The organism is Moraxella lacunata (genome assembly GCF_002027545.1).
Taxonomy (GTDB): domain Bacteria; phylum Pseudomonadota; class Gammaproteobacteria; order Pseudomonadales; family Moraxellaceae; genus Moraxella; species Moraxella lacunata.
Window position 1 is genome coordinate 24,442 of sequence record NZ_MXAN01000083.1, and the last position, 10,405, is coordinate 34,846.

Consider the following 10,405-nt stretch of genomic DNA (forward strand, 5'->3'; position numbering starts at 1 on the left):
GAATTTTTAAAATCCCAAAAATAGGAAAATCCCATGACCTTAAAAGCTACCCTAACCGACACCATTAAAACCGCCATGAAAGCCAAAAACATGGAGCAGGTTAAAGTTCTACGCAACGTCCAAGCCGTCATCAAACAAGTAGAGATTGACGGACAAACCGAGCTTGATGACAAAGACGTATTGGCGATTTTACAAAAGCAAATCAAACAACGCCAAGAGTCTTTGGGTATTTATACCGCCAATGGGCGTGATGATTTGGCACAAAAAGAGCAGTTTGAGATTGACGTGATTTCTGCCTTTTTGCCCGAGCAGTTGTCCGATGACAAGCTCATCGCCATCATCAATGAGACCATTGGCGAGCTTGGTGCGTCTGGCATGAAAGACATGGGGCGTGTGATGAATGCCGTCAAAGACAAGACCACAGGGCAAGCCGACCCTGCCGTCATCTCTGGACTTGTCAAAAAGGCATTGACCGCATGAGCACGAATGCCAAACACAGCTTCGCCTTTGCATCCGACAACTACTCAGGCGTGCACCCTGCCATCATGGATGCACTGATTGATGCCAACAATGGACATGACAAGGCATACGGCTATGATAGCCATAGCCAAGCATTGGCAGAGCACATCAAGCAAGCCTTTGGCGAGCAGGCGGTTGGCTATCCTGTCTTTAATGGCACAGGGGCGAATGTTTTGGGGTTGTCGGCGATATTGCCAAGATTTGGGGCGGTCATCTGCACCAATCACGCCCACATCAACAACGATGAAAGTATCGCTCCGCAGTATGTTGCAGGGATTAAGCTGTTGGTGATTGATGGTGATGATGGCAAGCTAGACCCCCAAAAAATCCGCCAGTTCATCCGTCCATCTGAACACCATCCCCAAGCTCGTGCAGTTTATATCAGCCAAACCACCGAGCTTGGCACCTGTTATAGCCTTGATGAGCTTGCCAATATCCGTCAAGTGTGTGATGAATTTGGGCTGTATCTCTACATTGATGGGGCAAGACTGTCCAATGCGGCTGCTTATTTGGGCTGTCGTTTGGCGGACATCGCCCAGTTTGCCGATGTACTGTCGCTTGGTGGCACCAAAAATGGCATGATGATGGGCGAATGTTTGGTGTTTTTAAATCCTAAGTTGGACAAAGATATTTTACATTTACGCAAATCCAGCATGCAACTGGCGTCCAAAATGCGGTTTATCTCAGCTCAATTTGTGGCATGGTTTGAACAAGAACTGTGGCTATCCCTTGCCAAGCATAGCAACGACATGGCAAGCTATTTATATAGCCAAATCAAAGACTTAGACGGTGTTGTCATCACCCAAAAAGTCCAAAGCAATGCCGTATTTGCCATATTCCCGCCTGACGTGGTTGCAAAGCTACATGATGACTTTCATTTTTATGATTGGAATGATGAAACAGGCGAGATACGGCTGATGATGAGTTTTGACACCACCAAAGAGCAAGTGGATAGGCTTGTAGGAAGGATTAAGGCGTATTTATAAGGTTAATTTATCCGTTAATTTATCCATTAAAAAAGCATTGTTAGAATTAGCAATGCTTTTTTATTTATAGTCTTTTGATTTCAAAATGCAACAACGGGCGTGTTCAACACGCCCCTACAAGGGTATTTTTAAAATTTGGCATTGGTGTAAATTGAGATTAATTGAGTATGCAATTTATTATTTATTCTTCAATAACCATTTTTAATAAACCCTGCTCTTTCATCAGATTATAATAATTCTCTACAAATAATTTGACTTGGTCATATCCATAAGAATTCGGCTCTGTCCCTGTAAATATCTCATAAGGAATGTCCGACCATTCATCTATCCAATCCATGCTTTCTTGACCAATGGTAGAATAAAAAATACAACTTATCATATCACGCTGTTTGGCAAAATCATCATAATCATATTTGGGTTTTAGATAACGGATTTTATAAGTAATGTGATTTTTCATGTTCATGTATTCTTGATAGGTCAAATGTTTTTGTAATAATTTTTCTAATTTTTTACTAAGTTTTTTATCAAAACTTAGTAGATGATTTAATTCATTCATGACGGTCATAACATTGCCTTTTTAGATTGTATTGGTAATTTAAAATAACGTTAAGGATTGGAATATTCAATGCCCACTTGTCGCAATACCCGTTTACCCATAGACGAACACGCCATACGCCCCAACCAGTTGGTAGGTTGATATACGCCCACCATTTGGCTATTGGTAAGATGACCGTCTTTCATCGCCCCTGTAAAATAAAAATCACGCTGACGATATTTCTTAAAAAACTTAGGATTGCCAATATGCTCATGACAATCAGGGTAATTCATGAATTGACCCATGTGCGGGTCTTGTGTACCCAACAGATAGGCTGTGGGGTGTTTACCGTCTTTGATGACAAAGATATGTGGCTGTCCATAATATTGGGCGAGTTTTGTCATATTGTCAATAAAATCCGATTTGCCAAATCGATTAACCACCAAATACGACCCTGTAAAAAAGTCATTACCCAAATTTAGGATTTTTTGGTAATCCTTGATATAAGAACTGTCAAGTTCGGTAATGGGGTAATTTAAGGCAAACAGTGCCGAATATAAGTCTTTGTTATTATCCAACACGGTCTCTTTGTGTTCGTCATCACGCAGTGCCGTGATAATAACCGCGTCTTGTTTTTTGAACTTTTGGATAAAATGGAAAATATCGGCTTGATGGGGCATTGTTTGCTGTGATTTATTCATAGAATAACTCCAATGATAAGAAAAAGAATAAGCGAGTTATTGTGAAGTTTTGAATAAAGTTAATGATAAGGTGTGAGAAATAAACATTTGCCTTATTGAAAAGGAAAAAGTTAAATCAGCAAATAGTTGTTTGGTTATTAAAAAGAAGTTGTGGTAAAGAGCAAAAACACGGGCGTGTTAAAAAGTTTTTAGAATAAAACCAGAATAAAAAAGAAAGGAGCGTCAATCATCATTGACCATAAAATAATAAAATATCAGACCGTATTTGTCAATGGCTTTTTGTAAATTTTTGTAATAAACTTTGTGGCAGGCATGGGTCATTTTTCCCTTGCTATTTTGGGTAAAATTGGCTATAATTAAATTCTCCTTTCTTTTGTCATGTTCATGACAATTTTTCCTTTTAAAACATTTTAATTTTTAGATTATCAGCTAAACAATTTTTTGTTTGGTCAGTCGCTTTTTTGTCCTTATTTATGGGTGTTTATGACACAAGAGATGATTATTGATAAATTTGGCATTAATGATTGCGGATATTATCAAGTGTATTATACAGGTAAGCGGTTTTATTTTACCTTAATTCCCTGTTATGATATTTTAAAAAAGACCTACGGCAAATCCGCCTTGTTTTATGTGGACGATGAAACGACCGATGATGTGGGTTATAATAAAAAGCCCTTTGATACCATTGACCGTATCATGCGTGCGGTGGCGGATTATGTCAATCAGTCGCACTACACCAAAAGCATGGAGAGTATCACGCATTTCTCGTTCTCGTCCAGTACCGAGCGAAAAGATGGCATTTATGAGCGTTACGCCAAAAAACTCATCGCACTATTAGATGGCGATTGGGGGTATAGCAGTCATGGTGGTGGGTTTTATTTTTTTCTTAAAAACACAATCATAGTATAAATCACGGCTTATAATCCCTAGCTTGTATTATCATCGCTTTGCTTTGCTCCAACATGGGTAGTAGGTTTGGGTGGTGGGCGTTGGCGACTTTGGTGGCTTGGGCGTTCGATTGTAATGCTCCGCCATATTTGCCACCCCACAGCTCTACTTGCGAGCGGGCGTGTAGGGCGTGAATGGTGGCGATGTTTTTGTCCATGCGTGATTTTTCGTAGGCTTGCTGTATCCCTTGCCACGCCTGCCTGTCGTGGGGTGTACGCTCGGTCAAGGGGGCTAGCAGTGCCAATGCTTTGGCGGTGTCGCCTGTGCTGACATAAGCGTCCGCCAAATGCAGGCGTAAATCTCGGCGTTCGGGATATATCGCTTGGCAAGATGATAGCACCGACACGGCTTGGGCGTGGTTATTCATCTTGGTGAGTACATGGGCGTGGGTCAGGCAGACAAGCGGGTCGGATGGGTCAAAAGAAGCGTTGGTAAATAGGCGTAGGGCTTCATCGGTGCGTGCGTTGTCCGCCAGATACATGATAAGAGCAAGCCTTGCCCCGTCACTGCGTTTGGCGTGAATGGTCAGCTCGTCTAAACCTGATTGTTTGGTCAGATAGCGAAGTCGCCATGTCAACTTGTCAAAGAGACGGGCTTGCTGTTCACGGGCGACCATGCTTGGCACAGGATAGCCTTTGGCACGGCTCATTGACTCGCTCAGACGCTCGGCGGTAAAGGGGTGCGACTGGATAAAGCTCGGCACAAAGGCGTTTTTGGATGTGGTTAGTGAGACTTGTTTGTATAGGCGTTCAAAAAAACGGGGCATGGCGGCAGCGTCATAGCCTGCCTGCACCAAAATCTGCTGACCCATTCTGTCCGCTTCTCGCTCATGCTCACGGCTGTGACTGGCTGCCGTCTCTGCGGTGGCGGTCTGTGAACCTATCATGGCAGCTGCCGCCACATCGCCACTGACCGAGCTTGCCGCTAGGGCTGCCAGTAGTCCGCCGATTTGTAGGGCGATGAGTTTTTTGCTGTTGTCTTGGCTGTGTTCGTAGTGGCGTTGGGATAAGTGAGCGATTTCGTGAGCGATGACGCTTGCCACTTCATCAAGCTCGCCTGCCGATAGTATCGTGCCTGTGTTCATGCCGATGACACCCCCTGGTACGGCAAAGGCGTTGATACTGCTGTCATTGATGATGGGCGTGGCGATGAGCGACTGGGTGCGAACTAGGGCGTTCATTTGGGCGGTCATATCATTGATGACTTGGTTTACCCATGGGTCGTCAATGAGTGTCATGGAGCTGTTGATTTGGCGTAATGACCACAGGGCGATTTGGCGGTTGATGTACTGCTCGTTAAAGCGAGTGCCAGTGACGATGTTCGGAGCTAGGGGCTGTGAGCGTGGTGATGTGCCAAACTGCCCCATGCTGGTGCCATGATAGCCCAACTGCTCGGCATGTCTGTCATAGATGAGCGATGTGCGAGTGACACTCTCGGGCGGTGTGTCATGGGCAAAGGCGGTTGGGATGAGCGATAAGCCGATGAGTAGGGGTAGGTATTTTTTATACGTTATCATGATTTTGCCTGATTATTTTTATTTTCTTATTTTATTTTTGTGCATGGGTGGTAGGCGTTTTAATAGGATAAACAATAAGACATTGATGATGAGTAGTAATAATGTCTCAAAGCCAAACCCCACGCTGATATACACTGGCGAATGCTCAAAGACATGAATAAACCAATACACGCCCACAAAGCCCAAATAAATAAGCATGACCAAACTTGCCACAATCAGCCCATAAGGGGCGTCCGCCCGCTTGATGATGGGGGTGAGCAGTAGGGCGGGGATGAGTTTGACAAGTTGCCATATCACGCCAAACACCATGCCAGTAACCACGCCCCCATTCATGCCCAGATTGGCATAGCCCACATTGCCAAACGCTAGGCTGGCAAGTACAGGATAAATGACAAGACAATACAACAGCCACGCAAACCACGCTCGGCGAAGGGCGGACTGTACGGGAATGATGGGCTTGGGCTGGGCGATGGTGTGGGCTTTTTTCATGGTATTGACACGGACAAATGAATCTATTATACCCAAAATTTGGCAAAAATTAGCATTTTTGTTTTTTTAAAAAATTACATAAACACAAAGCAATTTTGTGGTAATATTTGTTAAACTGTGTCAATTTTTACATTGATTAATACCCAAAAACCATCTCAAAGCTCATGACTCAATTTCTTAACAAACTTCCTTTTGCCCATCATGCTTGGTTTATGTACATTCGTCTGTTGGTGCGTCATTTTTTGGATGACAACTGCACCCAAAAGGCTGCCAGTTTGACCTATACCACACTGTTATCGCTTGTGCCTATTTTGACCGTGATGCTTGTGGTGTTTTCAAGTGTGCCTGCCTTAGAAGATGTGCGTGGGCAGGTGCAACAAGCCATTTATAGCAATCTTATGCCATCATCAGGGGCGACGATTTCTCAGCACATAGACAGCTTTGCTGAAAAGTCCAGCAATCTGGGGATTGTCGGTGTGGCGGGGGTTTTTGTGACAACCATCTTGACGCTCATCACCATTGAGACGGCATTCAACGAAATTTGGCGAGTATCAGAACGTACAGGAGGCGTGGCAAGCGTTGTCCGCTATTGGATGATGATTACCGTCGCTCCCATCATTTTGGGGGTGGCATTTGGTGCGTCCAGTGCCATTTCAGGGCTGTCATTTTTAAATCGGCAAATAGCAGGTTATGGCATTGATTGGGGGATATGGGCAAAAATTATCTCATTTTTGTTCACAGTAGGGGGCTTTATTGCCATGTATTGGTTCATCCCCAAGGTTAAAGTTCCCCTAAAAAACGCCGCCATCGCAGGTGCGGTCGTGGCGATACTCTTTGAGACCTTAAAGACGGTCTTTGGGACGGTCATGGCGAATTTTACCAGTTATGAAGCCATCTATGGGGCGTTCGCTGCCATCCCTGTGTTTTTGATGTGGCTATATCTGTCGTGGAACTTGATATTGCTCGGGGTGGAGATTAGCTACACCTTAACCATCTTTGACAGCAAGGAAGTGGCGGTACGTCATCCATTGCTGAGTCTGCTTGACATGCTTAATTTGATTTATAAAAAATATCAAGTGGGTGAGACGGCAAGCGAAGCCGAGCTACGGGGGGTGCTGGGACGTAAAGAGACACCAAAATGGAATCTGTACATCGATGAGCTGGTAACCAATGAACTCATCACTCGCACCGAAAATGATGAATATATCCTGCGTACGGATTTAAATACCGTAAGTTTATGGCAGTTTTATAAAATCATGCCTTATCCTTTGCCCATCAAAAGTGAGATGAATGATTTTACGATGGCGGACTATGACCCGTGGTATGTGGAGTTGTATCGCCACCTAGAAAGTATTGAAAAATTAGCAAAGGATGAGCTGGACATGACACTCTCAGAGCTGTTTAAGACCGCACCACTGCGAACCAAAGAATCTGTGGTACGTATGACAGCACAGACCACCAATAATAACAGTGATGCCAATGGCTTTGATGCTGACGCCAAAAAAGTGGTAGATGAACATGGTAATGCAGTGGTTGTACCAATGGGGGAAGCGAGTTTTACCGAGAGCAACGTTACCAAGGCGGTCAGACTTGCCAAAAAGGGCTGGCATTGGTATGGTCGGGGCAAAAAAGTGGTTAAGGACGTGAAAAAAGGCGTGGAGAGCTAAACGACACAAATGGGGGTCATCTCCCCCAAATCCGCTTATATTTTGCCATCAAATCCTCAGGGGTTTCGGGTCGTTTATCGTCCTTGATGATACAGTCAATCGGGCAGACCTTATCACAGGTTGGCTCATCATAAAAGCCCATGCATTCGGTGCATAAATCAGGGTTGATGACATAAGTCTTTTGCCCTTTTTGGTCATAGCTGATGGCATCATTAGGACATTCTGGTTCACAGATGTCGCAGTTGATACAGTCGGTGGTGATTTTTAGTGCCATTGGTTTTTTAAATTGTTATTTGTTATTTAAGTCGTGAAGCCTATTTTGAGCAAACTTAGAAAGTCGTTCATAAAATGCCCGCTCATCACAAAACATATCCCAAAGCGTATCTTGGCTCATCACGCTATACTCGCCGTCTGTGGTCAAATCCACGTCCGCCCCATTTTCTAAGGCTTCATAATAGCGTTGCCAGTCGGATTGTCCATGATGATTAAAATAAAAGGCGGACAGTTCGTCCGTAATGGCGTTTTGGCGGTGCAGGTTTGCCATAAGTTTGTCATTATCGGCTTGTAGGGCGAGCCATTCACGGTATAGGGCTTGGTAGTGGGAGATTTTTTGTTGCATGGTTATGTAAATTCAAAAGGATTGATAATCTTAACAGGCATACCGTCAAAATCTTTGATGTTTCTTGTGGCAAGGGTCAAATCATACGCAATCGCTGTGGACGCAATATAAGCATCATTGGCGGATTTAAAATTGGGCGTATTTAATTCGGCAAAAATCTTAGCAATTTGCACATCAATATCAAGAATGCGACCTTGATACACCACCAACAAATCATCAAGCCATTCTTGTAGAATTTGTGCTTGTTCATAATCCTTATTATGGCGTTTTAATAAAATTCCCCGATAAATCTCGCCAATGATAACCGAATTTAAATAAGTTTCTTGGATATTTAAATGTTCCGCCCACCGTGTTACATTGGCATTGGCACGCCCTGTTTTAATTTTACGCATTTCAGAAATGACATTGGTATCAAGTAAAAACATGGTTTGCCTTAATCAAATAAATAGTCAAGGTCGTCAAATTGTGGTAATGGCTGATTTTTGCGAATGCTATCAAAATCTACATCAAAATCCATTTTATCGGCGTTTTTAAGATTTTTAAAAGTATCAGCAAGCGACACAAAAGCATTATCTTGTTTTTTATGCGACATAAGGGATAAAAACTCTTGTAATTGCACAAAAGTTTGATAATCCAATGCCACTTTTTCAATATTGCTGTTTTTATCTTTTATCAATACGCTATTATGCATAAGAGTGGTAAATAACCGCTCGGCATTGATATTGGCATTTTGTGAAATAACGGTTGGCATATTTTCTCCTTTTTATAAACATCAAGTATAAATCGCCTCACTCACACTTTTCATCACAAGGGCGAATTTTAGCTCATCATCACAGATGTCGCTAAATGGGTTTTTGATTCTGGCAATCCACCCCGACCCCAACGCACCATCTATATCATTGCCTTTTTTGTCCCACATTTTGGTAAGTGTGTAAGTCAAATTGCCTTTTGGGGTCATAATCTCAATGTCATCGCCCACCATGAGTTTGTTTTTAATCTCTAAGGTCAAAAAGTCATCTGAAATATCCAACACTTCTGCCACAAATTGTTGATGGTCGGTTTTTGATGAGCCGTATTCATAATTTTGATAGTCAGAATGCACATGACGGCGTAAAAATCCTTCGGTATAGCCACGGTTGGCAAGCCCATCAAGGGCGGTGATGAGTCCTGTATCAAAAGGCTTGCCTGCCAAAGCGTCATCAATGGCACGGCGATAGACCTGAGCGGTGCGAGCGACATAATAATGCGATTTGGTACGCCCCTCAATCTTCAACGAATGCACGCCCATATTGACCAAATCAGGCACCAGCTCCACCGCACGCAAGTCTTTTGAGTTCATGATATAAGTGCCGTGTTCGTCTTCATACATCGCCATCAGCTCACCCTTGCGACCTTGTTCTTCAATGAGTACAACCTCATCGGACGGCTTTTCTACATAATCATCGTCCATGACGACATCACCATTTAGGTTGACATTGCTAATCTCGCCTTGACTGGGGACAAACACTTCTGGGCTGGCAGGGACAATATCGCCCGTTTCGTTTTCCACCGCCTTGTAAGTGTTGTACGACCAGCGACACGCATTGGTGCAAGTGCCTTGGTTGGCATCTCGTTTGTTGATATAGCCAGAGAGTAAGCACCGCCCAGAATACGCCATGCACAGCGCCCCATGGACAAAAACTTCAATCTCCATGTCAGGCACTTCTTTGATAATCTCGTTAATCTCTTTTAGGGACAGCTCACGGCTGACAATCACCCTTGTAATGCCCATTTGTTTCCAAAACTTCACCGTTGCCCAGTTTACGGCATTGGCTTGCACGGACAGATGAATGTCTTGGTGCGGAAAATGCTCTCGTATCATCATAATCATGCCAGCATCGGACATGATAAGCGCGTCAGGTTTCATCTCAATGACAGGGCGAATGTCTTCAATAAAGGTTTTTAATTTGGCGTTGTGGGCTTGGATATTAACCACCACATAAAACTTTTTGCCAAGCGAATGGGCGTAGGCAATGCCCTTGGCAAGGTTTTCTTCATCAAAATCATTATTACGCACCCGTAGCGAATAACGGGCTTGCCCTGCATACACCGCATCTGCCCCATAAGCAAAAGCATATTGCATGTTCTTAAATGTGCCAGCAGGGCATAGAAGTTCGGCTTGTTTTTGGCTTGGCTGTTTGATTGTCATTGGTTGGCTCGTTTTGGCTAAATTTGTTAAACCCATTATTATAACAGAAATTTTGCCAAAAAACTTGACTGTATTAGTCAAGTTTGGGCGGTATTATTGATATTGGGTATTGTTAAATTAAAACATCTTTTAAAATTTGGTATTGTTAATTAACCATACTTTCAGATAGATTTTTAGGGGCAAATCACATTTGTCCTGTAAATACATTTATTTTTGGGCAAATTGCAATTCGCCCCT

At 43.3% G+C, this 10,405-nt stretch carries 13 protein-coding genes; 4 read left to right on the forward strand and 9 right to left on the reverse strand.

What is annotated here, in order from left to right:
* Nucleotides 1–33: 33 nt before the first annotated feature.
* Both B5J94_RS11360 and B5J94_RS11365 read left to right on the forward strand, forming a co-directional pair.
* A complete protein-coding gene (locus B5J94_RS11360; protein WP_062499582.1) occupies nt 34–480 on the forward strand; it encodes a GatB/YqeY domain-containing protein in 447 nt (148 codons plus the stop codon).
* A complete protein-coding gene (locus tag B5J94_RS11365) occupies nt 477–1,505 on the forward strand; it encodes a threonine aldolase family protein (protein ID WP_062499584.1) in 1,029 nt (342 codons plus the stop codon). Before B5J94_RS11360 ends, B5J94_RS11365 begins: the two co-directional genes overlap by 4 nt.
* A 181-nt stretch (nt 1,506–1,686) precedes the next feature.
* Here B5J94_RS11365 and B5J94_RS11370 read toward each other — a convergent pair whose 3' ends face one another.
* Together B5J94_RS11370 and B5J94_RS11375 are read right to left on the reverse strand one after the other, a co-directional pair.
* The gene (locus tag B5J94_RS11370) at nt 1,687–2,070 is read right to left on the reverse strand and encodes a hypothetical protein (RefSeq protein ID WP_062499586.1); all 384 of its coding nucleotides are present in this window, start codon (nt 2,068–2,070) and stop codon (nt 1,687–1,689) included.
* A gap of 41 nt (nt 2,071–2,111) precedes the next feature.
* Nucleotides 2,112–2,741, reverse strand: a complete 630-nt coding sequence (locus B5J94_RS11375; protein WP_062499588.1) for a hypothetical protein — start codon at nt 2,739–2,741, stop codon at nt 2,112–2,114.
* 483 nt (nt 2,742–3,224) lie between these two features.
* Between B5J94_RS11375 and B5J94_RS11380 the strand changes: the two genes are divergently transcribed.
* Nucleotides 3,225–3,650 (forward strand): hypothetical protein, encoded by a 426-nt coding sequence (locus B5J94_RS11380; protein WP_062499590.1) that lies wholly within the window; start codon nt 3,225–3,227, stop codon nt 3,648–3,650.
* Nucleotide 3,651: 1 nt separating this feature from the next.
* Here B5J94_RS11380 and B5J94_RS11385 read toward each other — a convergent pair whose 3' ends face one another.
* The gene (locus tag B5J94_RS11385) at nt 3,652–5,205 is read right to left on the reverse strand and encodes a M48 family metalloprotease (RefSeq protein WP_062499592.1); all 1,554 of its coding nucleotides are present in this window, start codon (nt 5,203–5,205) and stop codon (nt 3,652–3,654) included.
* Nucleotides 5,206–5,223: 18 nt separating this feature from the next.
* On the reverse strand, nt 5,224–5,694 hold the full coding sequence (locus B5J94_RS11390; protein ID WP_062499594.1) for a hypothetical protein: 471 nt from the start codon (nt 5,692–5,694) through the stop codon (nt 5,224–5,226).
* A 164-nt stretch (nt 5,695–5,858) separates the two neighbouring features.
* Here B5J94_RS11390 and B5J94_RS11395 point away from each other — a divergent pair, with 164 nt between their 5' ends.
* A complete protein-coding gene (locus B5J94_RS11395; protein WP_062499597.1) occupies nt 5,859–7,361 on the forward strand; it encodes a YihY family inner membrane protein in 1,503 nt (500 codons plus the stop codon).
* A 16-nt stretch (nt 7,362–7,377) separates the two neighbouring features.
* On the opposite strand, the gene B5J94_RS11400 is transcribed toward B5J94_RS11395, so the two are convergent.
* Genes B5J94_RS11400 through trhP form a run of 5 tightly spaced genes read right to left on the reverse strand, consistent with a single transcriptional unit; the run spans nt 7,378 to nt 10,168 of the window.
* The gene (locus tag B5J94_RS11400; RefSeq protein ID WP_062499598.1) at nt 7,378–7,635 is read right to left on the reverse strand and encodes a YfhL family 4Fe-4S dicluster ferredoxin; all 258 of its coding nucleotides are present in this window, start codon (nt 7,633–7,635) and stop codon (nt 7,378–7,380) included.
* 15 nt (nt 7,636–7,650) lie between these two features.
* Nucleotides 7,651–7,980, reverse strand: coding sequence for a DUF4298 domain-containing protein (locus B5J94_RS11405; protein ID WP_062499600.1), 330 nt, complete (start codon nt 7,978–7,980; stop codon nt 7,651–7,653).
* Nucleotides 7,981–7,982: 2 nt separating this feature from the next.
* Entirely contained in the window at nt 7,983–8,405 is a 423-nt protein-coding gene (locus tag B5J94_RS11410) for a type II toxin-antitoxin system VapC family toxin (protein ID WP_062499602.1), read from the reverse strand.
* Nucleotides 8,406–8,413: 8 nt separating this feature from the next.
* On the reverse strand, nt 8,414–8,731 hold the full coding sequence (locus B5J94_RS11415; RefSeq protein ID WP_062499604.1) for a hypothetical protein: 318 nt from the start codon (nt 8,729–8,731) through the stop codon (nt 8,414–8,416).
* A gap of 21 nt (nt 8,732–8,752) precedes the next feature.
* Nucleotides 8,753–10,168, reverse strand: coding sequence for a prephenate-dependent tRNA uridine(34) hydroxylase TrhP (trhP, locus tag B5J94_RS11420; RefSeq protein ID WP_062499606.1), 1,416 nt, complete (start codon nt 10,166–10,168; stop codon nt 8,753–8,755).
* Between the last annotated feature and the right edge of the window lie 237 nt (nt 10,169–10,405).

Excerpts from the sequence above, each read along its gene's own strand:
- B5J94_RS11405 (WP_062499600.1), bottom strand. The coding sequence starts at position 7,980 with ATGCAACAAAAAATCTCCCACTACCAAGCCCTATACCGTGAATGGCTC.
- B5J94_RS11395 (WP_062499597.1), top strand. The coding sequence starts at position 5,859 with ATGACTCAATTTCTTAACAAACTTCCTTTTGCCCATCATGCTTGGTTT.
- B5J94_RS11385 (WP_062499592.1), bottom strand. The coding sequence starts at position 5,205 with ATGATAACGTATAAAAAATACCTACCCCTACTCATCGGCTTATCGCTC.
- B5J94_RS11410 (WP_062499602.1), bottom strand. The coding sequence starts at position 8,405 with ATGTTTTTACTTGATACCAATGTCATTTCTGAAATGCGTAAAATTAAA.
- B5J94_RS11415 (WP_062499604.1), bottom strand. The coding sequence starts at position 8,731 with ATGCCAACCGTTATTTCACAAAATGCCAATATCAATGCCGAGCGGTTA.
- B5J94_RS11380 (WP_062499590.1), top strand. The coding sequence starts at position 3,225 with ATGACACAAGAGATGATTATTGATAAATTTGGCATTAATGATTGCGGA.
- B5J94_RS11375 (WP_062499588.1), bottom strand. The coding sequence starts at position 2,741 with ATGAATAAATCACAGCAAACAATGCCCCATCAAGCCGATATTTTCCAT.
- B5J94_RS11360 (WP_062499582.1), top strand. The coding sequence starts at position 34 with ATGACCTTAAAAGCTACCCTAACCGACACCATTAAAACCGCCATGAAA.
- B5J94_RS11370 (WP_062499586.1), bottom strand. The coding sequence starts at position 2,070 with ATGACCGTCATGAATGAATTAAATCATCTACTAAGTTTTGATAAAAAA.
- B5J94_RS11400 (WP_062499598.1), bottom strand. The coding sequence starts at position 7,635 with ATGGCACTAAAAATCACCACCGACTGTATCAACTGCGACATCTGTGAA.
- trhP (WP_062499606.1), bottom strand. The coding sequence starts at position 10,168 with ATGACAATCAAACAGCCAAGCCAAAAACAAGCCGAACTTCTATGCCCT.
- B5J94_RS11390 (WP_062499594.1), bottom strand. The coding sequence starts at position 5,694 with ATGAAAAAAGCCCACACCATCGCCCAGCCCAAGCCCATCATTCCCGTA.
- B5J94_RS11365 (WP_062499584.1), top strand. The coding sequence starts at position 477 with ATGAGCACGAATGCCAAACACAGCTTCGCCTTTGCATCCGACAACTAC.